This is a genomic window from Acidovorax benzenivorans (genome assembly GCF_028680575.1).
Lineage (GTDB): Bacteria > Pseudomonadota > Gammaproteobacteria > Burkholderiales > Burkholderiaceae_C > Acidovorax > Acidovorax benzenivorans.
This window is the reverse complement of sequence record NZ_JAPCKI010000017.1, coordinates 34,934-59,669: the sequence shown is the minus strand read 5'-3', so window position 1 is coordinate 59,669 and position 24,736 is coordinate 34,934. Positions and strand designations below refer to the sequence as shown.

Genomic DNA, 24,736 nt, shown 5'->3' with positions numbered 1-24,736 from the left:
TCCACTTCCCGCCCGGACTTCACCATGAACCCAGCCCTCTCCGCCCTCCCCACCTATGCCGACGTAGTGGCCGCCGCTGGTCGCATTGCGGGCGTGGCGCATCGCACACCGGTGCTCACCTCGCGCACCATCAACGAAGAATTCGGTGCCCAGGTGTTCTTCAAGTGCGAAAACCTGCAGCGCATGGGCGCATTCAAGTTCCGCGGGGCCTACAACGCGCTCGCCAAATTCAGCCCTGCGCAGCGCAAGGCCGGGGTGGTCGCGTTCTCCTCGGGCAACCACGCGCAAGGTATCGCGCTGGCGGCGCGTGAGCTGGGTATCCCTGCCACCATCGTCATGCCGCAGGACGCACCCGCCGCCAAGGTGGCGGCCACGCAGGGCTATGGCGCCACCGTGGTGTTCTACGACCGCTACACACAAGACCGCGAGCAGATCACCCGCGACCTGGCGCAGCAGAATGGCCTCACGCTGATCCCGCCCTATGACCATGCCGATGTGCTGGCGGGCCAGGGCACGGCCGCCAAGGAGCTGTTCGAGGAAGTCGGCCCGCTCGATGCGTTCTTTGTGTGCCTGGGCGGCGGCGGGCTGCTGTCGGGTTCGGCCCTGGCCACGCGCGCTCTCTCACCCCAGACCAAGCTCTACGGCGTGGAGCCCGCAGCGGGCAACGACGGTCAGCAGTCGTTTCGCAGTGGCACCATCGTGCACATCGACACCCCCACCACCATTGCCGACGGCGCGCAGACGCAGCACCTGGGCAACATCACCTTCCCCATCATCCAGCGCGACGTGGATGACATCCTCACGGTGACAGACGAACAGCTGGTGGACGGTATGCGTTTTTTTGCCGAGCGCATGAAGCTGGTGGTGGAGCCCACCGGTTGCCTGGGTTTTGCCGCAGCGCGGGCCATGCAGGGCGACCTCAAGGGTCAGCGCGTGGGCGTGCTCATCAGTGGCGGCAACGTGGACCTGGCGCAGTTTTGCGCCTTGGTGGGAAGGTAAGGGGCGGCTGCCCAGCCCATGCGAATGGAAAAACTATCACGCCGACAGGGCTTGCTCCACAGCAGCCTGGGCTTCTTCCAGGCCGCTGAAAAACCGCGTGGGTTGGGGCATCGCCTTGGGCAAATGGGCGGGCACCGGCCACAGGCGATCGTCTGCCCAGGCAGCTGTCCACCCCCCGATGTCCTTGCGCTTGATGGAGCAGATGGCCTTGCCGTCCACCATCGCAGTCCAGGTGGTAGGCAGGTTGTTGTCCCAGCTGACATGTGCCATGGCGCCCTCCAGCAGTTGCTCGGTTACAACCCATTCTAGGAAGCTGTTACAGGCTGGGCAATGTGTTCGACCCTAGGGGAGGCAGGTGGGGTCGCCCGGTGGCCGGGGGCACAAGCGCATGGTGACAAAAATTGGAGCCAAAACAGCCTTTTTCGCCCATCCAAATTTCATTGATAGCTATTAAATATATAGCGTAAAAATCACGCAAGGGCTAAGTTCACCGCCCCGTATCCATCTTCGCCCGATGTGGAGAAACGGCCCTAACGTCCCCCTCCCCCACTGGCGGCCACAGCCTCCCGCGCAAACCCCGCCCAGACGCCAGAGCAATACAGCGCCCACACGACGAACACCGGCTGCAGCAAAGGCCGCACCCAGTAGTACCAGGCGCCAAACGGCAGGCCATGTACCTGCTGGCCCTGCTGCGCCACATGGACGTTGGCCACCACCACACACACCAGCAGCACCGCCAGCCCCAGTCCAGCCAACTTGTGCAGGCGCGGCATCCCCAGGCGATCCAGGAGACGCTGGGGCGCCAGCAGTCCTAACCCCCCGGCCAGTTCGGCCACACCCGTCAGATACACCCAGAACAGCGCCTGCGCCGCCAGCAGGTCGGGAATCATGGGCACATAGCGCAGTTGCGCGTTCACAAAATGGTCCACCCCCGTGAACACAAAACCCAGGCCCATGCCCCAGCGCATGGCCCACTGCAGGCCGGGGCGCCCCCCCGCCAGCCGACACACCACCCACGCCAGCGCACTGGCACCCATGATCAACAGCAGAAAGCTCATGGCAGACACCTTGATGTTAACAATGGAAACATTCTAGGGTGTTAAAGTTTCCACCGTCAACATTCAGTGTTTTCTTGTCGTTTTCTTTTTCTGCACTTTTTGTGTCCACCAACGCCTATTCATGACAAGCCCCTACCACCACGGCGACCTCAAAAGCACCCTGCTGGCCTACGCGCTGGAGCAGCTGGAAGGCGCCGGGCTCGACGGCCTGTCGATGCGTGAGATGGCCAAGGCGGTGGGGGTCTCGCACACAGCGGCCTACCGCCACTTTGCCGACAAGCAGGCCCTGCTGGACGCCATGGCCGAACAAGGCTTTGAGGCCCTGCGCCAGGCCAGCCGCGAGGCGGTAGCGGCTGCCCAGGGCAGCCCAGACCGGCTGCTGGCCAGCGGTCTGGCCTATGTGCAATTCGGGCGCCAGCACCCCCGGCAACTGGCCCATATGTTCGGCGCGGCAGCCCGGGCCACCGCGCCACCGCGCCTGCGCGCCGTAGCGGCCGATCTGTTCAACGACCTGCAGACCCTGGTGGCCGAGGGCCAGCAGCACGGCAGCTTCCGCACAGGCGACCCCCGCGCACTGGCCCACGCATGCTGGGCCATGGTCCACGGCCTGGCGCTGCTGCAAGGCGGACACCTGCTGGGCCTGCACCCCGGTGCAGACGTCAATTCGGATGCCTCCACCAATGCCGTTGCACAGTGGCCAGACGAAGCAGCCACTCGGCAGGCGCGCGAAGTGCTGGGAGTGCTTGTGCAGGGCATGGTGCCCGGCGACGCTTCGTGAACCCACTGCGGCAGGTACCCCGCCGCCTTGCCAGACCGTACCGAAATGCGCCGACACGCGGGCTGTGGGGATGCAGGCAGAGCATGTTGGTGCGTATGTCTTTGTGCACGGTAACAGTGAGTTACCACTCAGTAAAAGTACATGCCGCCTACATAAACTCTTTGCGTCGCAACCCATGCGCAACAACCAACACCGTTCCGAGGGAGATTCATGTCAAACACTGCATTCAATGAACGACTGCGACGCATCAGCCTTCTGGCCGCACTCGTTGCACCGATGGTCACCGCGTGCGGAGGTGGCTCTGGCGGCTCGGCTGAGACACCTGCGCCCCCTCCACCCGCACCGGCGCCAACTACCACGCTCTCACTCCTTGCTGGCAATACCGACGGGCCTGGCAATCAGGATGGACCTACCAGTACATCGGCGCGCTTGAGCACCAATTTGGGTGGAATGGCACTGACCAGTGCAGGCGAAGTGGTCATTACAGATAGCGGCAACAACCGAATCCGAAAACTCAGTGCCAACCACGAACAACTCAGCACCCTGGCCGGCAGTGGGGTCGACATGGCCCCCGGCCGTCAACCCCCGAATTACGCCGACGGCGACGGATCTTCTGCGAGGTTCGACAAACCAAATGCCGTCGCAGTGGATGCGGCAGGCAACACCTATGTGGCCGATACCTGGAACCACTTGGTGCGCAAGATCAGTGCATCGGGAACAGTGACCACCCTGGCTGGCAAAGTCGGCGTTTGCGGGAACCAGGATGGCGCAGGCAACTCAGCCACCTTCTGCAGGCCTACGGGCATTGCAGTGGACAAAGCGGGCAACGTGTATGTGTCGGAAGTAAAACTCGAAGAAAAATCGCACTCATCGCTGGCAAACCCCATCCGCAAGATCACCCCTGCAGGTCAGGTCAGCACGCTCACCAGCAAGGCCAGCACGTACCCTACCGCGCTAGGCATTTCTGGCCCTGTGACGGTCGACGTCTACAACCCTGTGCACTTGGCCATAGATTCAACCGGAACCCTCCACGTGGCTGACCCGAACGACCATGTGATCCGCAAGTACGCAGCAGATGGCCAAGCCACAGTATTGTCTGGCACGGTGGGACCTCGCAACCAAGGTGGCACAGACGGAGGCGCTGCTACTGCACAGTTCTCCGAGCTAAAGACTATTGCGTTCGACTCTTCGGATCGCCTCTTTGTTCTGGACCGCATCGACTACCAACCCGCAATCCGCAGGATTGGCAGCGACGGAAGCGTCACGACCTTGGTTCGCGCCCAGTCCTGCAGCACCCACAATGCTCCCGGCACCTTGTGCACTGCAACCCAGATGGTGGTCAAGGCCGACGGCCAATTCCTCGTGAACGAAATCGGCACACGCCCCTTCACAGTCGCCAGGTACGCGCAATTGCGTAGCTACACGCAGCAGGGTGCATCCACCGTGGTCGTGGGTCGACCGACAGCAGAAGGCGCAAACGATGGCCAAGGCAGCAGCGCGCGCTTCGACACGCCCGGATCACTGGCACTCAACCCAGCCGGCGCGCTGTATGTGCGTGACAAAGGCGACAACGGCTATAGCACCATCCGTACAGTGCAAGCTGACGGTCTGGTGCGCACGCTGGGCAAACCAGATGGACACTGCACAGCCGTCTCGGGTCTGAGCGTAGAAATGTTGTCCAACTACTACGGCCCCCTCGCAACCGATGGGGCAGGCAATCTGTACTCAATCGTGGGCCAACGCGTACTCAAGATGAGGAACTGCGAAGTCGTGGTCCTGGCGGACCTCACTCCGTTCCTGAACAATCCGACCAGCATCCTTTGGAAGAGCATCAGCAGTATTGCCGCCGACAGCATTGGCAACGTCTACGTGTCCACTTTCGATGGCGCCATCTTCAAGGTCGATACCAAAGGAGAAGTCACACTGTTTGCAGGCAATGCAGGAACAACGGGACACATGGACGGACAAGGGACGGCAGCGAGGTTTGCGGGGCTGGGCAACATGGCCACGGATGCGGCTGGCAACATCTACGTAGTGGATGGTCTTTTTTATGACAATTACAGGGTTGGACCCACTATCCGCAAGATCACGCCATCTGGGCTGGTGAGTACTCTGGCTGGCAATCCCGCTGCCGCACCAGGATATTCAGACGGCTCAGGAACTGGCGCTGTGTTCACTGTTGATCAAACACCCATTGTGTCCACCGACCTGAGAGCCAGTATCGCGGCGGACAGCAAGGGCAACGTGTATGTCTCCGACCCCATCAACCATGTCATCCGCAAGATTGCGCCGGATGGTCGAGTCACCACCCCCGTGGGGCAGGCGTGGCGCCAAGGATTTGCGGCGGGCGATCTGCCTGGCATGATTAACAGCCCAGCGGGCATTGCCGTACGTGATTCGATGATGTACATCACCGTCCCGAACGCAGTGCTGCAGGTCAAGCTCCCCTGACGGAAAAGACGTAAGACCAAAAGCCCCCGGACGCCATGCCATCGAATGGCGTCTGGGGGCTTCTTTGTTTCGCTTGCGGGATGCCGCCTGGACCGCTGCTACCGCAGCCCGGCCCGCGCCACGCGCGCAATGTGTGCAGCATCCACCCCAAAGAACTCCCGCAGCGCCGCCCGCGTGTCGCTGCGGCCAAAGCCGTCGGTGCCCAGGGTGATGTACTTGCGCCCTTCGGGGATGAACGCGCGCACGGTCTCGGGCACGGCGCGCACGTAGTCGGTGGCGGCCACCACGGGCCCGCTGGTGGCGGCCAGTTGGGCGGCAAGCCAGGGGGTGCCGGGGTCAACCCCTTCTTCACCCGCCAGCGCGCTCTGTTCGCAGGCCACGCCGTCGCGGGCCAGTTCGCTCCAGCTGGTGACGCTGAGCACGGTCACATCCACGCCTTCGATGGCGAGTTGTTCTGCGGCCTTGACCACTTCGGTCAGGATGGCGCCGGAACCCATCAGGGTGACGGAACTTTGAGAATAAATCAGGCCCTTGCGCGCGTCCACATTGCCCTGATAGCTCCTGAAAACATAGCAACCACGCAAGACCCCGTCTGCCGCATCAGCAGGCAGATCAGGCTGCGCGTAGTTCTCGTTCATCAGAGTGACGTAGTAGAAAACGTCGCGCTGCTCGGTCACCATCTCGCGCATGCCGGCGTCGATGATGACGGCCATTTCGCCCGCGTAGGCCGGGTCGTAGGCCTTGCAGTTGGGGATGGTGGCGGCCACCAGGTGGCTGCTGCCGTCCTGGTGCTGCAAGCCCTCGCCGCCCAGCGTGGTACGGCCCGACGTAGCCCCCAGCAAAAAGCCCCGCGCGCGCTGGTCCGCCGCTGCCCAGATGGCGTCGCCCACGCGCTGAAAGCCGAACATGGAGTAGTAGATATAGAACGGCAGCATCGCCAGGCCGTGCACGCTGTAGCTGGTGGCGGCAGCCGTCCAACTGGCGATGGCGCCAGCCTCGCTGATGCCCTCTTCCAGGATCTGGCCGTCCAGCGCCTCGCGGTAGCTCAGCACCGAGCCGATGTCCTCGGGCGCATAGCGCTGGCCCACGCTGCTGTAGATGCCGACCTGCTTGAACAAGTTGGCCATGCCAAAGGTGCGCGCCTCGTCGGCCACGATGGGCACGATGCGCGGGCCCAGGGAGGCGTCCTTGAGCAAGCTGCCCAGCATGCGCACGAAGGCCATGGTGGTGCTCATCTCCTTGCCGTCAGCCTGCAGCGCGAACTGCGCATAGCTTTCTATGGCAGGCACGGGCAGCGCGGCGCAGGTGGTCTCGCGGCGTGGCAGGTAGCCGCCCAGCGCGTCGCGGTGGCTGCGCAGGTAGCGCATCTCGGGGCTGTCCTCCGCAGGCTTGAAGAAGGCGAGGCTGGTCGCCTGCTGGTCGGTGAGCGGCAGGTTGAAGCGGTTGCGAAATTCGATGAGGTCGGTCTCGTCCAGCTTCTTCTGGCTGTGCGTGGTCATCTTGCCCTGCCCTGCGGTGCCCATGCCATAGCCCTTTTTGGTGTGGGCCAGGATGACGGTGGGCTGGCCCTTGTGCGCGCTGGCTGCGGCATACGCGGCATGGATCTTCACCAGGTCGTGCCCGCCGCGCTTGAGGCGATCGATCTGCTCGTCCGTCATGCCCTGTGCCAGGGCCGCCAGCTCGGGGTTCTGGCCGAAGAAGTTGTCGCGGTTGAAGCGGCCGTCCTTGGCCGCAAAGGTCTGCATTTGCCCATCCACCGTGCCTTGCAGCGTACGCACCAGCGCGCCGGTCAGGTCGCGGGCGAACAGGCCGTCCCAGTCGCTACCCCACACCAGCTTGACCACATTCCAGCCCGCACCGGCGAACAGGCGCTCCAGCTCGTCGATGATGCGGCCATTGCCGCGCACCGGGCCGTCCAGCCGCTGCAGGTTGCAGTTGACCACCCAGACCAGGTTGTCGAGCCCCTCGCGCGCGGCCAGGGTCAGGGCGCTCATGGATTCGGGCTCGTCCATCTCACCGTCGCCAAACACGCCCCACACCTTGCGCCCCTCGCAGTTCAGCAGGTTGCGGTGCGTGAGGTAGCGCATGAAACGCGCGTGGTAGATGCTGCTGATGGGGCCGATGCCCATGGAGCCGGTCGGGAACTGCCAGAAGTCCGGCATCAGCCAGGGGTGTGGGTAGCTCGACAGGCCTTGTGCGCCTGCGCCCGGCGCCGTCAGCTCCTGGCGGTAGTGCTGCAGGTCCAGCTCGGACAAACGCCCTTCCAGAAAAGCCCGCGCATACACACCCGGCGCGCTGTGTGGCTGGAAGAACACCAGATCGCCCCGGTGTTGCCCCTCGCCCAGCCCCTCGCGGGCACGGAAGAAGTGGTTGAAGCCGCTTTCGAAAAGATCCGCCGCGCTGGCGTAGCTCGCGATGTGGCCACCCAGCTCGCCATAGGCCTGGTTGGCCCGCACCACCATGGCCAGTGCATTCCAGCGCACGATGGAGGCCACGCGCTCCTCGATGGCAAGGTCGCCGGGGAAGACGGGCTGGTCCTGCACCGCCACCGTGTTCACATACGGCGTGTTCAGGTCCGGCTGCCAGCCTATGCGCTGCGCGCGCGCCACCCGCACCAGCTCCTGCAGCATGTGCCGCGCCCGCTCGGGGCCTTGGGTGGCGACCAGGGCCAGAAAGGCGTCGCGCCATTCGGCGGTCTCCTGGGGGTCAGTGTCGGCCAGGGCATCCTGGGTGTGGAGCAGATGGGAAGGCAATGGGGCGTTCATAGGAGCACACTCTAGAAGGATTTGCAAAAAATGTGATGCCGAATCACGAAGATCAATCACTTTTAGCAGCACAATATTCCGCCAAAAACCGATATGACAGCACATGAAGCTTGACACCACCGATCTGCGCATACTCGCCGAACTGCAGGCCGATGGCTCGCTCTCCAACGTGGAGCTGGCCCGGCGCGTGCATCTCTCGCCGTCGCCCTGCCTGGCACGCGTGAAAGCACTGGAGGCTGCGGGCGTCATCGCCCGTTATGTGGCGCTGGCCAACGCCGCCGCACTGGGGCTGGGACTAAACGTGTTCATCAGCATCAGCCTGAAAAGCCAGAGCAAGGAAGCACTGGCCGACTTTGAACAACGCATTGCAGAGCACGATGAGGTGATGGAGTGCTATCTGATGAGCGGCGACTCGGACTACCTCATCCGCGTGGCACTGCCCGACATTGCGGCGCTGGAGCGGTTCATCGTCGAACAGCTTTCCCCCATTCCGGGGCTCGAGAAGATCCGCTCCAGCTTCGCGCTCAAGCAGGTGCGTTATAAGACGGCGCTGCCGCTGCCGCAGTCTTCCCCATAGTGGGCTCGGCCTTGAAATCCAGCGCCTGCACCAGGTCCAGTGCCTGGCCAATATCGGCCAGCAGGTCATCCAGGTCCTCCAGGCCGACCGACAGGCGCACCAGACCTTCCGGGATACCGTGCGCGGCACGCTGCTCGGGCGTGTAGGTGGAATGCGTCATGCTGGCCGGGTGCTGGGCCAGCGTCTCGGCATCACCCAGGCTCACGGCGCGGGTGACGAGCTGCAATGCGTCCATGAAGCGCACGCCCGCCTGCAGGCCGCCGCGCAGCTCAAAAGCGATCATGCCGCCCATCTGGCGCATCTGCTGCTTGGCCAGCGCATGCTGCGCAAAGCTGGGCAGGCCGGGGTAGTGCACGGCCGCCGCAGCGGGGTGGGCGGCGATGAATTCGGCCACCTTCTGCGCACTCTGGCAGTGGCGGTCCATGCGCAGGGCCAGGGTCTTCAGGCCACGCATCACCAGGTGGGCGTCTTGTGCCGACATCACGGCGCCGGTCATGTCCTTGAGGCCGTACAGGCGCACGCGCTGGGCCAGTTCGGCATCGGCAAACACGGCCGCGCCTGCGGTCAGGTCACCATGGCCGCCGAGGTACTTCGTCATGGAATGCACGCTCACATCGGCACCCAGCAGCAGGGGCTGCTGCAGGTAAGGGGTGCAGTAGGTGTTGTCCACCACCACCTTTGCCCCTTTGGCGCGGGCCAGGGCCGAAACGGCGGCAATGTCCACCAGCCGCATGTTGGGGTTGGCGGGGGTTTCCAGGTACACCACGCGGGTCTTGGAGGTCAGCGCCTCGGCCACGCGGGCAGGGTCTGTCATGTCCACATGGCGCACCGTCACGCCAAAGCGGCCCAGGCCATGGTGCAAAAACGAGAAGGTGCAGCCATAGAGCGTGAGGTCGGCCAGGATCTCGTCGCCCGGCTCCAGCATGGACCACAGCGTGGCCGTGATAGCGCCCATGCCCGAACCGAACACCACGGCGCCAGCGCCCTCTTCCAGCGCTGCGAGCCGCCCTTCGAGCAGCGCCAGCGTGGGGTTGGCGATTCGGGTGTAGAAGTAGCCCGGCTCCTGGCCCGCAAAGCAGCGCGCGCCATAGGCCACGTCCGGAAAGGCGTAGGTGGCCGAGGTGTGGATGGGCGGCACCAGTGCGCCCTGGTGGTCGGCGGGGTTGTAGCCGTGGTGGATGGCGCGGGTGCTGAAGCCGGTGGCGGGGCTGAGGTCAGTGGTGCGGGTCATGCGTGTCTCCTGGTGGGCCGACCACAGACAAGGTGAGGGTCGGATGCGGAGATTCTTGTCCCCATTGGCGGGCAAAATTTCGCCTTCTTTGCCCAAAAATTCAAACACAAGGGCAAAATTTGCCCCAATCACTCTGCAAGACACCATGCACCCCTACCCGCTCGACCCTGTGGACCGCACCCTGCTCAACGCCCTGCAGCGCGATGGCCGCGCCACCGTGGGCGACCTGGCCGAGGCGGTGTCGCTGTCCACCTCGCCCTGCTGGCGGCGGGTGCGGGCGCTGGAAGAAGCCGGAGTGATTGCGGGCTACCACGCCCACCTGCACCGCCAGCGCGTGGGCTGGGGCGTGCTGGGCTTTGTGCAGCTGGCGCTGCACGACCACACGGCAGAGACCACCACGGCCCTGGAGCGCGAGGTGATGGCCATGCCTCAGGTGCTGTCGTGCCACAACCTCTCGGGCCGGTATGACTACCAGCTGGAAGTGGTGGCGGCCGACCTGGAATCGTTTGCCGAATACGTGCGCACCCATGTGCGCAGCCTGCCGGGGGTGCGCGAGATTTCGACGAGTTTTTCGCTCAAGGAGGTCAAGCGCACCATGGCGCTGCCGCTGTAGCCCGCTGCGCGGCAGCCACCGCTCCACCCCTTCAGCGCGGCGGGAGGTGCAGCTCGCCAGTCGCCACACGCTTGCGCAGCTCGCGGATCAGTGCCTTGGCCCGTGCCTCGTTGGCGGGGCCCATGCGCAGCAGGATCTTCTGACCGCTCGGCAGCGCTTCAAGCGCCGGGTCTGCATACTCGTAGCGCACCCAAGGGCGCAGGTTGGGCACCTCGGTGTTCACTGGCGTGAGCTTGACCTGCAGCGGGCCCCGAGGCTCAGGCGCCAGCAACAGCTGGTCCAGCACGGCCACCAGCCGGTCGTTGAAGTAGCGCTTGGGGTAGCCCAGCTCCTCATACGCCTGCTGAAACAGCGGGTACAGCCGCGCGTACAACGCCACGGCGGGCTCCATCGGTACGGCCTCGGCAAACGCCAAGAAAGCGCTGTAGCGTGCGGCATTGGCGGCCGCGACGGTGGTGGGCGCGTCGCCAGTGCCGTCCACCACAAACCGCTGCGGCGTGGGCTGCACGGGCCACATGCGTGAGGGCGCGTGGGCACGGCCCAGGTTGTCCACGGTGGCCACCACGCGGCGGACGAATCCATCGGTCAACACAAACATGGTGAGCTGGTCGCGGCCCAGCAATTCGGCCAGCAGTTCCGTCACACGCTTGTCGGACTCGGCCAGCGCGGGCAATGCGGCGTCGGGCGGCGCCAGCGCATCTATCAGGTTCTGGGGGCCCGACGCCTCGGGTGCGGGGGGCGGCGCTACCAGCGCCTCGGGGGCTGCAGCTACAGGGGCGGGCGCTGCAGCAGGCGCCACTGGCCGCAGCCAGAACCACCACGCAGCGCCAGCAGCCATGGCGCACACCAGCGCGGCAAGCGTGATCCAGGGCGTGGGGGATGTGCGCTCTGGCGCGGGGCGGAACTCGGCAGTGTCTTGATCAGGCATCAGGTCTCCTTCAACACAGAAACAACCCTGGTCCGAGCCGCCACGACGTCAAGCGTTCCCTAACAATCCCCGCAGTCCCAGCCCCGCATGGGGCTGCCCGATGGGACAACCGTACGCCGTGCCCTCCCGGCAACGCAATGCAGCCAGTACCGGGGCAGCGTGCGTGGGCAACCGCGCTTAAAACGCCGTCGGTGTCGTAGACAACGACTCCAGCCAAGCTACCGTGGCCGCCAGCTCGGACGGGCGAATTTCGTGCGCGCTCGGGAACTCGCGGTACGTCACCGTCACCGGCAGCGGCGCCATGTGGTGCGCAATGGCCTGGGCATGGGCCAGTGGGATCACGTTGTCGTGGGTACCGTGGCTCAGCCACAGCTGCTTGCCGCGCAGCGCATCGGCGGGCGCTGTGAGCGGCACCACCTGGGACAGCAGGCGGCTGTGCCACACCAGGCCTGCATGCATCAACGCAGGCTTGGTCAGCAGCAGCGACAGCGCCATGATGCCGCCCTGGCTGAAGCCGCCCACCACCACGCGCTCGGGCGGAATGCCCAGTTGCTCGGCGGCAGATTCGACCACCTGGGCCACCAAGGCGCGGCTTTGCGCCTCCTGCTCTTCGTTGATGGAGCGCTCGCCGCTCGGCTCGATGGAAAAATCAAACCACGCGTGCGAACCCGGCCCCATGCGAAACGGCGCTCGCAGGCTCAGCACATGAAACCGGTCCGGGATCTGCGATGCCAGGCTGAACAGGTCTTGCTCGTTGCTGCCCACGCCATGCATCAGCACCAGCAGCCAGGGGCGGGGCGTGGTGGCGGCAGCGGGGCGCTGCAAAAATGTGAGCGGCAAGGTAAGCATATGTGTGCGCCTCGATCGGTTTTGGGGCAAAAAACAGGGGGAGATACGAGGGGGTGTCAGTGCACCGACTCCAGGGCAAAAGCGTCCATCGACAGCATGCTGTACATCACCTCGCGGCTCAAGTAGTTTGCACGCAGGTCGTCGCCCGCCGCGCCCAGTGCAAAGAAGATGGGTAAAAAGTGGTCTTCGGTCGGGTGGGCGCGGTGGGCGTGGGGGGCCTGGCTGCGGTAGTTGAGCAGTGCGGCCATGTCGCCACGGGCCAGCGCGTCCTCGATCCAGCGGCTGAACTCCAGCACATACGGAGCGGGTTCGCGCGCGCCGCCAAAAAACTCGGCCAGGTTGTGCGTCATGCTGCCCGATCCCACCACCAGCACGCCCTGGCTGCGCAGGCTGCGCAAGGCGGCGCCCAGCGCATACACATCGGCCGGGCCAGCCCCCACGGGCAGGGCCACCTGTACCACGGGCACATCGGCCTTAGGGAACAAGTGCATCAGCGGCACCCAGGCGCCATGGTCAAAGGGACGGGCCGCATCGCCCTGGGCCGCCACACCGGCGGCCTGCAACAGGCCCAGCACCTCTTGCGCCAGCGCGGGCGAGCCCGAGGCGGGGTATTGCAGCTGGTACAGCGCAGGCGGAAACCCGCCAAAGTCGTGCCAGGTGGCAGGCTGTGGCCCGGTCATGACCTGGGCGGTCCGCGCCATCCAGTGCGGGGACATCACCACCACGCCGCGCAGGCCGGGGTATTGCGCCTTCAGGCTCTGGCCCCATTGCGTGAGCGCCGGGCCGGTGGTGCCAGCGTCCAGCGCAAACAATGGCGCGCCATGCGACACAAAAAGAGCGGGGACTACAGCAGAGACAGCGGAGACAGGGGCTTGGGCAGAGGCAGACATGACAACTCCAACAAGGAATGCCATGAATGTAGGACTGATGGCCCGTGATACCAAGCCCTGCAAGGCAGACAGATTGTTCTACTGGCGATGCCAATCAAACATTGACAGATCGATGGCGCGCAATGGGGAACCCCCACCCCGGCGCTCAAGCGTCAGGAGCCGTCGCGCACCCGGCCCCGCAGCGCCTTGGTCTCACCCCGCTGCGTCTTGGTTTGCAGGCGCCGCTGTTTTGACCCATAGGTGGGCTTGGTGGCTCGCCGCACCCTGGGCGGCACGGCCACGGTGTTGACCAGCGCGGTAAGCCGCTCCAGGGCGTCGGCACGGTTTTGCTCTTGGCTGCGGTACTGCTGGGCCTTGATGACCACCACGCCTTCTTGCGTGATGCGGGTGTCACGCAGGGCCAGCAGGCGCTCTTTCACATCCTCAGGCAGCGACGATGCCGCCACGTCAAAGCGCAAGTGCACTGCGCTCGATACCTTGTTGACGTTTTGCCCGCCCGCGCCCTGCGCGCGCATGGCGGTGATTTCTACCTCGTCCTCAGAGATTTGCAGGGGCGGCGGGGCCATCAGGGGCAAATCCCGCGTGCGCCGGGGGCTCAGGCCGCAGGCTGCTGGGCCAGCAGTTGTGCCAGGCCGTCAATGGCCAGGCCATAGCCCAGCACGCCAAAGCCACACATCACCGCCTTTGCGGCTGCGGCCATGTAGGAATGGTGACGGAACGCCTCGCGCGCATGCACGTTGCTGATGTGCAGCTCGATCAGCGTGATGCCCGTACCCTTGGTGGCATCGTGCAGCGCAATGCTGGTGTGGGTGTAGGCCCCGGCGTTGATGACCACACCCGCCAGTTCGCCCGCCGCGTGCAGGCGACCGGCCTCGTGAATCCAGTCCACCAGCGCGCCTTCGTGGTTGCTTTGGTGAAACCGCAGCGCAAAACCATGGCGGTCGCAGGCATCGGCGCAGAGCTTTTCCACATCGGCCAGCGTAGCTGCGCCGTACACAGCGGGCTCGCGCGTGCCCAGCAGGTTCAGGTTGGGGCCATTGAGGACAAAAACGGTTTTCTTAGCGGTCACAGACAGGGTCTCCGGGGCAATGCGCCTGCCACGCTGGCAGGCCAGAGTGCGGGATTATGCGGCGCCAAGAAAAAAGCGGCCCCAGAGGACCGCTGTAAAAGGCAGCCTGTGCAACGCTGCCTGTGAGCGACTCGCGCCCAAGAGGTGGGTGACAGACCAGCCGCCGGGGTGGGTCAACGGTCCCAGTGGCGACCGTGGCCGTGCCCGTGGTGGCGATGGCCGTAGCCATAGCCATAACCGCCGTAATACACCGGTGGGGGTGGTGTGTAGTACACCGGGGGGGCGTTGTAATACACAGGGCGTGGAGGGGGAGCGTAGTACACGGGTGGGGGTGGCGCCACATACACGGGGGCGGGCGCATAGTAGCCATTGCTGGCCCCCACCACCACGCCGGGCACGCCAATGCCCACCGACCAATTGACATCACGGGCCTGGGCGGAGCCAGCACCAGCCAACAGGGCCAGCGCCACACCCGCCACAGCGGCCGCAGTAGAAACAGAACGGGTTTTCGTCATGGAAATCTCCTTTTGAATGAGGGCAGCCAGCCAAATGGACTTGCCTCACCGGTACACAACGCACCAAGTGCCTAAAAGGATGGCACAAAAGCGTCTTTACGTTGTGTCTGAACGTACACGCGCTGGTTTTAATGCGTAAACCGTCACGAAACCGCCGCCTAAAATGGCTGGATGAGCACCCCCTCCCCCGCCAATACCGCCGCCACTGCCACTTCTGCGGCCCCCGAAACCGTCAAGCCCAGCAACTTTTTGCGCCAGATCATCGAGCATGACCTGGAAAAAAGCACCTACGCCACCCGCCGCTGGGCTGGCACCCCCGGCGACGCCGCCCACCAAGCCGCTGGCGAGCCCGACCCCGCCAAAATCCGCACCCGCTTCCCGCCCGAACCCAACGGCTACCTGCACGTGGGCCACGCCAAGAGCATTTGCATCAACTTTGGCCTAGCGCGCGACTACGGCGGCGTGTGCCACCTGCGCTTTGACGACACCAACCCCGAAAAAGAAGACACCGAATACGTCAACAGCATCATCGACGCCGTGAAATGGCTCGGTTTTGACTGGAACGGCAGCCAGGGCGACTACAGCGCCGCCCCTTACCAGGCCAGCGACTACTTCGGCTTCATGTACCGCGCGGCGGAATATTTGATCGAAGCCGGCTACGCCTACGTGGACGAGCAAACCGCCGAACAAATGCGCGTGAACCGTGGCGACTTTGGCAAGCCCGGCGTAGACAGCCCCTTCCGCAGCCGCACCCCGGCGGAAAACCTGCGCATCTTCCGCGAGATGCGCGACGGCAAGCATGAAGACGGAAGCATGGTGCTGCGCGCCAAGATCGACATGGCCAGCCCCAACATCAACATGCGCGACCCGGCCATCTACCGCATCCGCCGCGCCACCCACCACAACACGGGCGACACCTGGTGCATCTACCCCATGTACACCTACGCGCACCCCATCGAGGACGCGCTAGAGCAAATCACCCACAGCCTGTGCACGCTGGAATTTGAAGACCAACGCCCCTTCTACGACTGGCTGCTGGAGCGCCTGACGGAAGTGGTAACACTTCCCGATGGTCGCGTTGTGGGCGGCCTGCTGGCATCGCCCCCACCCAAGCAATACGAATTTGCGCGCCTGAACCTCACCTACGTCATCACCAGCAAGCGCAAGCTGGCCCAGCTGGTGTACGACCATAAAGTGAGCGGCTGGGACGACCCCCGCATGCCCACCATCGTGGGCCTGCGCCGCCGTGGCTACACGCCCGCCGCCATCCAGACCTTTGCCGACCGCATTGGCGTGACCAAGTCCGACAGCTGGATCGACTACAGCACCCTGGAAGGCTGCCTGCGCGAAGACCTGGAGCTGAAGGCTCACCGCGGCATGGCCGTGCTCAACCCCGTCAAGCTGGTGCTCACCAACTGGGACGACGTAATGGGCGCAGGCCACCTGGAGCCCTGCAGCCTGCCCGCCCTGCCCCACCCACCCGAAGGCGTGGAAAGCCCCGTGCGCCACTTCACCATCGGCAAAGAAGTCTGGATCGAGCGCGAAGACTTTGAAGAAGTGCCCCCCAAAGGCTACAAGCGCCTCTTCCCCGGCAACAAGGTGCGCCTGAAGGGCGGCTACGTCATCGAGTGCACCGGCTGCACCAAAGACGCCAACGGAGTCATCACCGAAGTGCTGGCCACCGTGGTGCCAGACACCAAGAGCGGCACCCCCGGCGCCGACAGCGTGAAGGTCAAAGCCGCCATCACCTGGGTGGGCGTGGCCGACGGCGTAAACGCCGAAGTGCGCATGTACGACCGCCTGTTCCTCGACGCCCACCCCGACGCAGGCGGCAAGGACTTCATCGAAAGCCTGAACCCGAACAGCTTGAAGGTGGTGACGTCCATCGTGGAACCATCATTGGCCAATGCCAAGGCGGATGACAAGTTCCAGTTTGAGCGCCATGGGTACTTTGTGGCGGACCGGGTGGATCACGCGGCGGGGAAGCCGGTGTTTAACTTGGCGGTGGGGTTGAAGGACAGCTGGGGAAAGTGAGGGACGAATAATGGAAAGATTAGAGTCATTTCTAGACGACATCAAGAGCAGGATGCCAAATGAGCGCATCGTGCAAAAGCACATTCTTGCGGCGCGCAGTGAAAATCTCAGTAACGATCAAGAACGGGATCTGCGAATTGCAGTTTCAGACAGCTTCAAAGTGCCCGTGACAGCTGTATGCGTAGTTGGATCCGCGAAACTAGGGTTTCGGCTATTTCGCAAAGCTCCAAACGTCAAAAAAGATACACCAGAACGTGCGCAGTTTTCTGCTTTTGACGACTACTCAGATGTGGATGTCGCTGTTATATCTCAGGGCACTTTCTTATCCCATTGGCGCAAGGTCTACGAATTCTTTAGTGATGGTGGATACACGTCCCGTGGCAACTGGGTAGGAAATCCAGAATCTAACGACTTTAGTTATTTCCTTACGCACGGCTGGGTCAGACCAGACTATTTGCCTGGGACTGGTGACTACGATCAAAGACAAGCATGGCAAGCCAGAGTCAATGAAATCAATAAGAAGAAAATAGTCAGTGTTCCGGTAAAGGTTGGACTTTACTTTGATGACAAATTTCTAATGGGCTATCACGCCAACGGAATTAGAAAAATTAAGGAAAAAAATGACCGAGCCCAAACTTAACACATCGGCATCAACGCGCCGAATTATGGAGCTGTTGGAGAAACTGGACTCCGGCGCCTTGATTCCACGACCGGATTTTCAAAGGCGGTTGGTTTGGGATCAAAAGGACAAAAATGAATTCCTGCGAACGGTTCTTAAATCTTACCCATTTCCCGAGATCTATCTTGCCGTGATGGCCGCCGACTTGGAGACAGCAAAAAGCACTGAGGCTCTTGTTGATGGGCAGCAAAGAATTACAACAATTCATCAGTATTTCAAAGGGTCGCTAGCCCTAAAACTTGAGAAAGATATCCTCCCATATCAGGCTCTTTCAAAAGAACAAAAGACTGAGTTTCTGAATTACCAAGTGGCAGTTCGCAATCTCGGAATAGCTGACATTGAGATCGTGCGCGACGTGTTCAAACGCATTAACAGGACGTCACACGGCCTGAACAAAATGGAACGTCAGAACGCCGAGTTTCAAGGGGCACTCAAAAGACTAGGTGAGCGTGTGGCTGATTCGTATGTTTTCGAAAAATACAACGTGTTCAGTGACCGTGAAGTTCGCCGCATGAGTGATATTGTTTTTTCACTGTCGTTACTTATTACGATGATGAGCACCTACTTTCATAGGGAATCTGAAGTCCAACCGTACCTTGAAAAGTACAACGATGAACTACCTGAGGCTGAGGACCTCCTGAAGCGATTTGCAAAGGTAGTGGCGGTACTTCGTGTTATTCGCCTTCCTAAGGAACTACGTGTCTGGAAAAAGGCTGATCTTTTTGTGCTCATCATTGAGTTGGACCGGATAGTCAATCTAGAGAAGATTGCTCTAAATCTGCAGACGTTGCGTACACTCTTGCTTGATTTCTACAGTGCCGTTGACAAAGAGATGAAGAGTTCTTCGGGTGATCAAAGCTTGCAGAAGTATTTCAAAACCACAGTTCAAGCTACGGCTGATAGAACTAATCGCATTGGCCGCGCAGAAGTGTTGCGCGCGATCCTGTTAAAGGCAACATAAGTGGTCAGAAATGAAAATGCCCTGCCCACAATCGACTTTTTCTCTGGCGCGGGTGGGATGTCCTATGGTTTTCACTGCCATCCAGGCTTCAAGCTTGTTGCAGCTGTTGATGCTGAGCTAACTAAGCCGTCTGCAAAGGATCAATCCAGCGACTGCAACAAAACATACTTCGCGAACTGCAATATTCACCCTCGAAACGAGGTCTTGAATTACGAGAACATTCTTGAAATTGGCGCGGAGCTTTGGCCAAACGACGTTTTCGATGGAGTTCTGCTTGCCTGTCCACCATGCACTGACTTCACGCGTGCAAAGCCTGAAAATCATCTCATTGATGGCAATCGAAATGAACTAACTAGTGCAGTTGCCAACCTTATTTTCAAAATTCGTCCTAAGTATTTTGCGTATGAGAATGCTCGGGAGGCACTGCAAGGAAATCACGCCCAACATCTCGAAACCATACTGCACGTACTCCAAAGTATCGGTTACTCATACAAAGTTGAAATCCTCAATCTAAATGATTTTGGACTCCCGCAACAAAGAGAGAGAGTTATTCTTATTGCGAGCCGAGATCGAGAAGTCCGCAACCTGAGAGATCTTTGGCAAGGTCTGTCAATAAAGACTGCGGCAACAGTTGGTGGTGCGTTGGAGCGGCTTTCCGTTCTGGATCTAGAAGTCCCTCAATCTTTGGATAAAAGATTTCCACAGCTTACTGAAGAGGTATTGAAGAGAATCATGGCGATCCCCAAAGATGGCGGATCGTGGACTGACATCGCAACGACTCATCAGGAACTACTTATCCCTTCAATGAAGAAGAAAATTAAAAATGGAAATACGGGGTCTTATGGTGATGTATACGGGCGTATGGCGCTGAAGCAACCAGCGCCAACGATTAAGCGCGAATGTAGTCACGTGGGAAACGGTCGATACACACACCCTACCGAAAATCGTCTACTGTCTGTCGGTGAAATGGCTTTTCTGCAAGGCTTTCCAATCCAGTTTAAGTTTGCTGGTAGTCAGCTTTCCAACTGCTACAGACAGATAGGTGATGCAGTCCCACCTCTAATCTCACATCAGCTCGCATGGCTGATTTCTTGGGTTGAAACTGGCATCCGTCCGTCGCCACGGGACTTTTGCCTGAAAAACTCAGCCTTGAGCGCCGAGCAGTTTTGAAAAGTAGTATCCCCGCCTCATGCAACCGCAAGCCATCCTCCACTTCTGGTTCGCAGAACTAACTCCCAAGCAGCACTTCGTCAAAGACGCCGCGCTGGACGAAACCATCCGCACGCGGTTTGGCAACACGCTGGAAGCGGCGGCGAAGTGTGAGTTGTTTGCTTGGCGCGCCGCCCCAGAAGGCCGCTTGGCAGAAATCCTGGTGCTGGACCAGTTCTCGCGCAATGTGTGGCGCGACACGCCCCGTGCCTTTGCGCAAGACGCATTGGCCCTCGCCCTGGCGCAAGAACTGGTGGCCAACGGGCATGACCGCAGCCTGCCCACCGCGCAGCGCGTGTTTGCCTACATGCCGTACATGCACAGCGAATCTGCCGTGATTCATGAACAAGCCCTGGAGCTGTTTGCGCAGCCGGGCATGGAAAACAACCTGGACTTTGAGCGCCGGCACAAAACCATCATCGACCGCTTTGGACGCTACCCGCATCGCAACGTGGTGCTGGGCCGCACCTCCACAGCCGAAGAGCTGGCGTTTTTGAGCGAGCCGGGGTCGTCGTTTTAGGCATCGCACTGATTAGCTATATTTTTCATAGCATCTTGCGCTTATGACGCAAGCGCTACAGGCCAATATGGCAGTCAATCAGGTGCTCGATTAAACTGCGCCTATGCATCCCGCCATCGCCCAATACCGCTCCGGCATTGCCGCTATCTGCCAGCGCTACGGCATTCGGCGGCTGGAGGTGTTTGGCTCGGCGGCACGGGCCAGTGACTTTGATCCCACCCACAGCGACGCAGACTTTCTGGTGGAGTTTGCCCCGGGCGTTGAGCCCGGGCTCCACTCCATTTTTGGCGCCAAGGCCGATCTGGAAGCCCTGCTGGGCCGGGGCGTGGACCTGGTGGAACCCGGCGCTGTGCGCAACCCGTACGTGCTAGCCAAAATCAACCGCCACCGCGAGGCTGTGTATGCAGCGTGACCCGCGCGCCTTTTTGTGGGATGTGCGCGAGGCAGCTGCCGCCATTGAGTCTTTTACCCAGGGCATGGATGCAGCAGCCTATGGCACCAATGCCATGGCCCAGGCGGCGGTAGAGCGCAAGTTTGAAATCATTGGCGAAGCACTCAACCAACTGTCCAAGCTGGATACGGCCATGGCCGCCCGCATTCCCGACCTGGCGCAGATCGTGGCGTTTCGCAACCAACTCATCCACGGCTACGCCACGGTGAACGTGAGTACCGTGTGGAACATCACCCAAACGGCGCTGCCCGCCTTGCTGCGCGCGGTACAGACTCTGCTGGACGAGCAGGATTGAAACACCCCACCTTCGCCCACATACCGCCAGGCCCGGTGGCAGGGCCATTGCAGCTGGTGCCCGTCAACGCTGGCGTGGTGTCAGTCCACACTGCCGATGGCGCGCATGTGGGCTCGCTCAAGTTGGTTGGCGGGGTGTGGAAGTTCAAGGCCATGGGCTACGACGCCGCCGGGCGCATGGAACCAGGCCATGGGCCGCTGACGGAGCAGCACAACATGGCGTTCGCCACGCTGGATACAGCCGAGGTGAGCGCCCGGCTGCTGGGTGCTTTGGGAAGCGCTCGATAAAAAGCGCTAAGCGAGCGCTAAAAATTGCGAGCCGTGCCGCACAGGGCCGCGACTCTCAGAGTTGCGCGTCGGCCAGCACAAATTCCACCGCCGCACGCGCCGCAGCCACCTGCGCCTCAATGCACTGCTCGGGCGTGGCGCGGGGGCTGTCGGGGTAGACCTCCGTTGTGGTGGTGTAGCGCGCGCCGCTGATGCCCGCGCACAGGCCCCACTGCTTCATCGGGTAGTGGATGACACCCGGCGCCACCACGGGCGAGCCGATGATTTCATTCTTCTCGTCCGCAGGCGCGATGTGTGTGACGCGGCTGACGGCGTCGATGATGGCTTGCTGGAAGGCGGGCTGCGGGTTGTCGGTGTCGTCCACCAGGTAAAAACCGTCGGGGATGCTGCCGGGCTCGAACACCTTGCCGTCGCGCGCGGCCACGGCGGGGCGGTATTCGGATTCGTCGGTGTTGGTGGTTTCGTGCAGGTCGATGTGGGCGGCAAACTGGCCGTGCAGTGGCGCCACCAGGCGCATGAGGGCAGCGGACTCTTGCGCGGGCGATCCGTCGCGAAACGAGCGGTTGGGGTCGATGGCGTCGAAGTTCCAGCGCTGAAACCGCTCGTACGCCCAGGGGCTCACGCACGGCACCACCAGCAGATTGGCGCGGCCTGCAAAGCGCTCGGCCTGCGTGTCCACAAACCGCAGAGCGCCGTGCACACCGCTGGTCTCGTAGCCGTGCACTCCCCCGGTCACCAGCACGGTGGGCAGGCCGGGCTGCCACTCGCGGCTGCGCAGGGCCCGCAGGGGAAAGCGCTCTGCCGGGTGCTGTGCGTCGGCATAAATCACGTCGCCATACATCTCCACGTCAAACCGGCCCCGCAGTGCCTCGATGGCCATGAGCACGTCGTCGGCGTAGCTGCGCTGGCGCACCTGGCGTGCGCGCCACTGGTCGCGTTCTGCAGCGCCCCAGGCTTGGCCGGGTGTGCCGATGGGATAGGTGGGGGTGGGTTGCATGGGTGCGTGGGATGGAGTGGCGGGTGATTGGTTGCAAACAGGGCCGACAGAAAGGACAACATCAAACGGCTTGTCGCAGGGCGTTCATAGAATACCGCGATGCCCTTCCCTTTGATTCGGCCCTTGCGGCTGGCGACCTCGTCGCTGCTTTTGCTGCTGTGTGCGCTGGCGCACGCACAGCCCGCCCCCCAACCCGCAGCTGCCAGCACCCCGGCCATGCGCCCGGCGGGCAGTGCCCCTGTGGATGGCACAACACCCACACCGGGGGGCGCCGCAGCCGCCGCGCCCACAGCGGCCGATGCAGCCTTGCTGTCGCGCGATGCGCGGCGCATTTACGAGCTGTCGCGCGACAAGCTGGTGCAGATCCGCACGCTGCTGCGCAACGCCAACACGCAAGCGTCGATTGGCTCGGGCTTTTTTGTGTCGGCCGATGGGCTGATCGTCACCAACTTTCACGTGGCCAGCCAGCTCGCGCTGGAGCCCGAGCGCTACCGGGGCGTGTACGTGACGATGGAGGGGCAGGAGGGCGAGGTGGAGCTGCTGGCGTTTGACGTGCAGCGCGACCTGGCCGTGCTGCGCGCCAAAGGGCGCACGGCAGCGGCGCCGGTGCTGGGCTTTCGGCCCACCACCGACGCGCTGGCGCAGGGCGAACGCATCTACTCGCTGGGCAACCCGCTGGACATTGGCTTTGCCGTGACCGAGGGCACCTACAACGGCCTGGTCAAGCGCAGCTTTTACCCGCGCATCTTTTTTGGTGGCGCGCTCAACCCCGGCATGAGCGGCGGCCCCGCCGTGGACGACGCAGGCCGGGTGTTGGGCGTCAACGTGGCCAAGCGGCTCGACGGCGAGCAGGTGAGCTTCTTGATACCGGCCGAGTTTGCGCAGGCGCTGGTGCAGCGCGCAGCCAATGCCCAGCCCATCACGCAGGCCGCGCACGCCGAGATGACGCGGCAGCTGATGGAGCACCAGCAACTGCTGACGGACCGGTTTTTGAAAGCGCCGTTTCGCGAACAGCGCCATGGCAACTACCGCCTGCCCGTGCCCGACGATGCGCTGGCGCGGTGCTGGGGATCGGGGCGTGACCCGGCCTTCCCCGGGCTGAACCTGGAGCGCACGCAGTGCCAGGCCGACAGCGATGTGGTGGCGGGCGACTTCAGTACCGGCGCGGTGCGCCTGTCTTATGAGGCCTACAACGCCCCCACGCTGGGCGCAGCCCGGTTTGCCCGCATGTACTCGCAAAGTTTTGCTAATGAGCGCCTGCCCACACGGGGCAACCGCCACCAGACGGCGGCCGAGTGCACCGAGCGGTTTGTGGACCCCGGCACCGTGCCGCTGCGAGCGGTGGTGTGCCTGTCCGCCTACCGCAAGCTGACCGGCCTGTACAACATGACGGTGCTGGCCACCTCGGTCAACCAGCCCACACAGGGCGTGCTGGGCCGCCTGGATGTGCAGGGCATTGCGTTTGACAACGGCATGAAGCTCGCCAGCCACTACCTCAAGGCCTTTCGCTGGGAGGCCGCACCATGAGCGCGATGCCAACCACCACCCTGGGGCTGATCGAGGCGTTTGACCGCCACGGCGCGCTGCTGGCGCGTGCGCCCATCACCCGCTGGCCCGTGACGGTGGGCCGCGCGCTGGACTGCGACCTGGTGCTGGACGACCCCTTTGTGGCGCCCCGGCACCTGCGCATTGACCGCGCGGTGGACGAGCCCCGCACCGTGCAAGTCGAGGTGCTGGAGACCCGCAACGGCGCACGCCTGCAGCGCAAGCAGCATGCGCAGGGCGAGCGCTTTGACTGGCCCGATGGCATGCCCATCGACCTGGGCCACACCCACCTCAGCCTGCGCCTGGCCGATGCGCCCATTGCCGAGGAGCAGGCGCTGCCGCAGTTTCCGTGGCGCACCGTGGGCACCACGGCAGTGCTGGCGGTGCTGGTGCTGCTGGCCGGGCTGGGAGAGTCGTGGCTGGAGGCGCGCGACGCCGCGCAATACCTGAAGGCGCTGCCCCTGTTGCTGCTGACCACGCTGGCAGTAGTGACCTTGTGGTCGGGCGCATGGGCTGTGGCTAACAAGCTGTTTGGCAGCCAGCTGCGGTTCTGGCGCCACGTGCGCATCGCGTGCGCCGCAGTGCTGGTGGCCGACGCGGTGCAGCTGCTGAGCTATCTGACGGCGTTCACGTTTTCGCTGGAGTCGTTATCGCGGTTTGCCCCGGTGCTGATGGTGCTGGTGCTGGCCGGCGCGCTGTACGCCCACCTGGCCACCGTGCTGCCCCGCCGCCGCGTGGGCCTGGCCTGGGCCATGGCGGCTGTGGTGCTGCTGGGTGTGCCGTCGTGGTTGGGCGCGCAGTGGCTCAACCGCATGCGGCTGGGCAACGAGCTGTACATGAGCAGCCTGTTCCCGCCCGCCCTGCGCGTGGCCCCTGCGGTGCCGGTGGACCAGTTCCTGCAAGACGCAGACGCGCTGCGCGGCAAGCTGGACCGGCGCCTGCGGGACGACGGGCTGGCGGACGAGGACGACGAGTAGCCCGTCAGACGGACCGCGTAAAGCTGCCCAACCCCGCACCGCCCCACCCCACCAGCCC

At 62.9% G+C, this 24,736-nt stretch carries 26 protein-coding genes; 15 read left to right on the top strand and 11 right to left on the bottom strand.

Annotated features, from left to right (window positions below; all coding sequences use genetic code 11):
• Nucleotides 1-24: 24 nt before the first annotated feature.
• Nucleotides 25-999, top strand: a complete 975-nt coding sequence (locus OIN59_RS21090; protein ID WP_274113561.1) for a threo-3-hydroxy-L-aspartate ammonia-lyase — start codon at nucleotides 25-27, stop codon at nucleotides 997-999.
• A gap of 36 nt (nucleotides 1,000-1,035) precedes the next feature.
• Here the strand turns inward: OIN59_RS21090 and OIN59_RS21085 are convergent, their stop codons facing one another.
• The gene (locus tag OIN59_RS21085) at nucleotides 1,036-1,269 is read right to left on the bottom strand and encodes a hypothetical protein (protein ID WP_274113559.1); all 234 of its coding nucleotides are present in this window, start codon (nucleotides 1,267-1,269) and stop codon (nucleotides 1,036-1,038) included.
• 260 nt (nucleotides 1,270-1,529) lie between these two features.
• Nucleotides 1,530-2,057 (bottom strand): DoxX family protein, encoded by a 528-nt coding sequence (locus OIN59_RS21080; protein WP_274113557.1) that lies wholly within the window; start codon nucleotides 2,055-2,057, stop codon nucleotides 1,530-1,532.
• Between the two features lie 121 nt (nucleotides 2,058-2,178).
• Here OIN59_RS21080 and OIN59_RS21075 point away from each other — a divergent pair, with 121 nt between their 5' ends.
• Nucleotides 2,179-2,835, top strand: a complete 657-nt coding sequence (locus OIN59_RS21075; RefSeq protein WP_274113555.1) for a TetR/AcrR family transcriptional regulator — start codon at nucleotides 2,179-2,181, stop codon at nucleotides 2,833-2,835.
• A gap of 450 nt (nucleotides 2,836-3,285) precedes the next feature.
• A complete protein-coding gene (locus OIN59_RS21070; protein ID WP_274113553.1) occupies nucleotides 3,286-5,286 on the top strand; it encodes an NHL repeat-containing protein in 2,001 nt (666 codons plus the stop codon).
• 98 nt (nucleotides 5,287-5,384) lie between these two features.
• Here OIN59_RS21070 and mdeB read toward each other — a convergent pair whose 3' ends face one another.
• Nucleotides 5,385-8,051, bottom strand: a complete 2,667-nt coding sequence (gene mdeB / locus OIN59_RS21065; protein ID WP_274113551.1) for an alpha-ketoglutarate dehydrogenase — start codon at nucleotides 8,049-8,051, stop codon at nucleotides 5,385-5,387.
• A gap of 103 nt (nucleotides 8,052-8,154) precedes the next feature.
• On the opposite strand from mdeB, the gene OIN59_RS21060 reads away from it, so the two are divergent.
• On the top strand, nucleotides 8,155-8,628 hold the full coding sequence (locus OIN59_RS21060) for an Lrp/AsnC family transcriptional regulator (RefSeq protein WP_274113549.1): 474 nt from the start codon (nucleotides 8,155-8,157) through the stop codon (nucleotides 8,626-8,628).
• On the opposite strand, the gene OIN59_RS21055 is transcribed toward OIN59_RS21060, so the two are convergent.
• Nucleotides 8,576-9,859: a methionine gamma-lyase gene (locus OIN59_RS21055; RefSeq protein ID WP_274113547.1), complete on the bottom strand. Its 1,284-nt coding sequence runs from the start codon at nucleotides 9,857-9,859 to the stop codon at nucleotides 8,576-8,578. The genes OIN59_RS21060 and OIN59_RS21055 overlap by 53 nt on opposite strands.
• 145 nt (nucleotides 9,860-10,004) lie before the next feature.
• Between OIN59_RS21055 and OIN59_RS21050 the strand changes: the two genes are divergently transcribed.
• Nucleotides 10,005-10,472 carry an Lrp/AsnC family transcriptional regulator gene (locus OIN59_RS21050; RefSeq protein ID WP_274113545.1) on the top strand — a complete coding sequence of 156 codons (468 nt, stop codon included), beginning with the start codon at nucleotides 10,005-10,007 and terminating at the stop codon, nucleotides 10,470-10,472.
• 31 nt (nucleotides 10,473-10,503) lie between these two features.
• On the opposite strand, the gene OIN59_RS21045 is transcribed toward OIN59_RS21050, so the two are convergent.
• From OIN59_RS21045 to OIN59_RS21020, 6 genes are all read right to left on the bottom strand, one after another.
• Nucleotides 10,504-11,400, bottom strand: a complete 897-nt coding sequence (locus tag OIN59_RS21045) for a DUF3014 domain-containing protein (RefSeq protein ID WP_274113543.1) — start codon at nucleotides 11,398-11,400, stop codon at nucleotides 10,504-10,506.
• A gap of 177 nt (nucleotides 11,401-11,577) precedes the next feature.
• Nucleotides 11,578-12,249 carry an alpha/beta hydrolase gene (locus tag OIN59_RS21040; protein WP_274113541.1) on the bottom strand — a complete coding sequence of 224 codons (672 nt, stop codon included), beginning with the start codon at nucleotides 12,247-12,249 and terminating at the stop codon, nucleotides 11,578-11,580.
• A 56-nt stretch (nucleotides 12,250-12,305) separates the two neighbouring features.
• Entirely contained in the window at nucleotides 12,306-13,139 is an 834-nt protein-coding gene (locus tag OIN59_RS21035; RefSeq protein ID WP_274113538.1) for a DODA-type extradiol aromatic ring-opening family dioxygenase, read from the bottom strand.
• Between the two features lie 152 nt (nucleotides 13,140-13,291).
• Nucleotides 13,292-13,705 (bottom strand): alternative ribosome rescue aminoacyl-tRNA hydrolase ArfB, encoded by a 414-nt coding sequence (gene arfB / locus OIN59_RS21030; protein WP_274113536.1) that lies wholly within the window; start codon nucleotides 13,703-13,705, stop codon nucleotides 13,292-13,294.
• A 29-nt stretch (nucleotides 13,706-13,734) separates the two neighbouring features.
• Nucleotides 13,735-14,208 carry a type II 3-dehydroquinate dehydratase gene (aroQ, locus tag OIN59_RS21025; RefSeq protein WP_274113534.1) on the bottom strand — a complete coding sequence of 158 codons (474 nt, stop codon included), beginning with the start codon at nucleotides 14,206-14,208 and terminating at the stop codon, nucleotides 13,735-13,737.
• A 173-nt stretch (nucleotides 14,209-14,381) separates the two neighbouring features.
• Nucleotides 14,382-14,723 carry a hypothetical protein gene (locus tag OIN59_RS21020; protein WP_274113532.1) on the bottom strand — a complete coding sequence of 114 codons (342 nt, stop codon included), beginning with the start codon at nucleotides 14,721-14,723 and terminating at the stop codon, nucleotides 14,382-14,384.
• A 171-nt stretch (nucleotides 14,724-14,894) separates the two neighbouring features.
• Here OIN59_RS21020 and OIN59_RS21015 point away from each other — a divergent pair, with 171 nt between their 5' ends.
• The 8 genes from OIN59_RS21015 to OIN59_RS20980 all read left to right on the top strand — a co-directional run bounded on the left by OIN59_RS21015 (nucleotide 14,895) and on the right by OIN59_RS20980 (nucleotide 21,159).
• The gene (locus OIN59_RS21015) at nucleotides 14,895-16,757 is read left to right on the top strand and encodes a glutamine--tRNA ligase/YqeY domain fusion protein (protein ID WP_274113530.1); all 1,863 of its coding nucleotides are present in this window, start codon (nucleotides 14,895-14,897) and stop codon (nucleotides 16,755-16,757) included.
• 70 nt (nucleotides 16,758-16,827) lie between these two features.
• Nucleotides 16,828-17,397: a hypothetical protein gene (locus OIN59_RS21010; protein ID WP_274113529.1), complete on the top strand. Its 570-nt coding sequence runs from the start codon at nucleotides 16,828-16,830 to the stop codon at nucleotides 17,395-17,397.
• Complete coding sequence (locus OIN59_RS21005; protein WP_274113527.1) at nucleotides 17,378-18,397, top strand: DUF262 domain-containing protein; 1,020 nt, start codon at nucleotides 17,378-17,380, stop codon at nucleotides 18,395-18,397. The genes OIN59_RS21010 and OIN59_RS21005 overlap by 20 nt, the downstream gene beginning before the upstream one ends.
• The gene (locus tag OIN59_RS21000; protein WP_274113525.1) at nucleotides 18,398-19,567 is read left to right on the top strand and encodes a DNA cytosine methyltransferase; all 1,170 of its coding nucleotides are present in this window, start codon (nucleotides 18,398-18,400) and stop codon (nucleotides 19,565-19,567) included.
• A gap of 19 nt (nucleotides 19,568-19,586) precedes the next feature.
• Nucleotides 19,587-20,126, top strand: a complete 540-nt coding sequence (locus OIN59_RS20995) for a DUF924 family protein (RefSeq protein ID WP_274113523.1) — start codon at nucleotides 19,587-19,589, stop codon at nucleotides 20,124-20,126.
• A gap of 103 nt (nucleotides 20,127-20,229) precedes the next feature.
• Entirely contained in the window at nucleotides 20,230-20,538 is a 309-nt protein-coding gene (locus OIN59_RS20990) for a nucleotidyltransferase family protein (protein WP_274113521.1), read from the top strand.
• Entirely contained in the window at nucleotides 20,528-20,872 is a 345-nt protein-coding gene (locus OIN59_RS20985) for a HepT-like ribonuclease domain-containing protein (protein ID WP_274113519.1), read from the top strand. The genes OIN59_RS20990 and OIN59_RS20985 overlap by 11 nt, the downstream gene beginning before the upstream one ends.
• Nucleotides 20,869-21,159 carry a hypothetical protein gene (locus OIN59_RS20980; RefSeq protein WP_274113518.1) on the top strand — a complete coding sequence of 97 codons (291 nt, stop codon included), beginning with the start codon at nucleotides 20,869-20,871 and terminating at the stop codon, nucleotides 21,157-21,159. The genes OIN59_RS20985 and OIN59_RS20980 overlap by 4 nt, the downstream gene beginning before the upstream one ends.
• Nucleotides 21,160-21,214: 55 nt before the next feature.
• Here OIN59_RS20980 and OIN59_RS20975 read toward each other — a convergent pair whose 3' ends face one another.
• A complete protein-coding gene (locus tag OIN59_RS20975) occupies nucleotides 21,215-22,156 on the bottom strand; it encodes a M14 family metallopeptidase (RefSeq protein WP_274113516.1) in 942 nt (313 codons plus the stop codon).
• A 99-nt stretch (nucleotides 22,157-22,255) separates the two neighbouring features.
• Here OIN59_RS20975 and OIN59_RS20970 point away from each other — a divergent pair, with 99 nt between their 5' ends.
• Together OIN59_RS20970 and OIN59_RS20965 are read left to right on the top strand one after the other, a co-directional pair.
• Nucleotides 22,256-23,683, top strand: coding sequence for a S1 family peptidase (locus OIN59_RS20970; protein WP_274113514.1), 1,428 nt, complete (start codon nucleotides 22,256-22,258; stop codon nucleotides 23,681-23,683).
• On the top strand, nucleotides 23,680-24,678 hold the full coding sequence (locus tag OIN59_RS20965; RefSeq protein ID WP_274113512.1) for an FHA domain-containing protein: 999 nt from the start codon (nucleotides 23,680-23,682) through the stop codon (nucleotides 24,676-24,678). Before OIN59_RS20970 ends, OIN59_RS20965 begins: the two co-directional genes overlap by 4 nt.
• Nucleotides 24,679-24,736 lie beyond the last annotated feature (58 nt).

Coding starts and splice junctions, on each gene's coding strand:
- OIN59_RS21060 (WP_274113549.1), top strand. CDS start 8,155: ATGAAGCTTGACACCACCGATCTGCGCATACTCGCCGAACTGCAGGCC.
- OIN59_RS20990 (WP_274113521.1), top strand. CDS start 20,230: ATGCATCCCGCCATCGCCCAATACCGCTCCGGCATTGCCGCTATCTGC.
- OIN59_RS21085 (WP_274113559.1), bottom strand. CDS start 1,269: ATGGCACATGTCAGCTGGGACAACAACCTGCCTACCACCTGGACTGCG.
- OIN59_RS21090 (WP_274113561.1), top strand. CDS start 25: ATGAACCCAGCCCTCTCCGCCCTCCCCACCTATGCCGACGTAGTGGCC.
- OIN59_RS21015 (WP_274113530.1), top strand. CDS start 14,895: ATGAGCACCCCCTCCCCCGCCAATACCGCCGCCACTGCCACTTCTGCG.
- OIN59_RS21080 (WP_274113557.1), bottom strand. CDS start 2,057: ATGAGCTTTCTGCTGTTGATCATGGGTGCCAGTGCGCTGGCGTGGGTG.
- OIN59_RS21005 (WP_274113527.1), top strand. CDS start 17,378: ATGACCGAGCCCAAACTTAACACATCGGCATCAACGCGCCGAATTATG.
- mdeB (WP_274113551.1), bottom strand. CDS start 8,051: ATGAACGCCCCATTGCCTTCCCATCTGCTCCACACCCAGGATGCCCTG.
- arfB (WP_274113536.1), bottom strand. CDS start 13,705: ATGGCCCCGCCGCCCCTGCAAATCTCTGAGGACGAGGTAGAAATCACC.
- OIN59_RS21020 (WP_274113532.1), bottom strand. CDS start 14,723: ATGACGAAAACCCGTTCTGTTTCTACTGCGGCCGCTGTGGCGGGTGTG.
- OIN59_RS21050 (WP_274113545.1), top strand. CDS start 10,005: ATGCACCCCTACCCGCTCGACCCTGTGGACCGCACCCTGCTCAACGCC.
- OIN59_RS21075 (WP_274113555.1), top strand. CDS start 2,179: ATGACAAGCCCCTACCACCACGGCGACCTCAAAAGCACCCTGCTGGCC.
- OIN59_RS20985 (WP_274113519.1), top strand. CDS start 20,528: ATGCAGCGTGACCCGCGCGCCTTTTTGTGGGATGTGCGCGAGGCAGCT.
- OIN59_RS21070 (WP_274113553.1), top strand. CDS start 3,286: ATGGCACTGACCAGTGCAGGCGAAGTGGTCATTACAGATAGCGGCAAC.
- OIN59_RS21045 (WP_274113543.1), bottom strand. CDS start 11,400: ATGCCTGATCAAGACACTGCCGAGTTCCGCCCCGCGCCAGAGCGCACA.
- OIN59_RS20970 (WP_274113514.1), top strand. CDS start 22,256: ATGCCCTTCCCTTTGATTCGGCCCTTGCGGCTGGCGACCTCGTCGCTG.
- OIN59_RS21055 (WP_274113547.1), bottom strand. CDS start 9,859: ATGACCCGCACCACTGACCTCAGCCCCGCCACCGGCTTCAGCACCCGC.
- OIN59_RS20965 (WP_274113512.1), top strand. CDS start 23,680: ATGAGCGCGATGCCAACCACCACCCTGGGGCTGATCGAGGCGTTTGAC.
- OIN59_RS20975 (WP_274113516.1), bottom strand. CDS start 22,156: ATGCAACCCACCCCCACCTATCCCATCGGCACACCCGGCCAAGCCTGG.
- OIN59_RS21035 (WP_274113538.1), bottom strand. CDS start 13,139: ATGTCTGCCTCTGCCCAAGCCCCTGTCTCCGCTGTCTCTGCTGTAGTC.
- OIN59_RS20995 (WP_274113523.1), top strand. CDS start 19,587: ATGCAACCGCAAGCCATCCTCCACTTCTGGTTCGCAGAACTAACTCCC.
- OIN59_RS21040 (WP_274113541.1), bottom strand. CDS start 12,249: ATGCTTACCTTGCCGCTCACATTTTTGCAGCGCCCCGCTGCCGCCACC.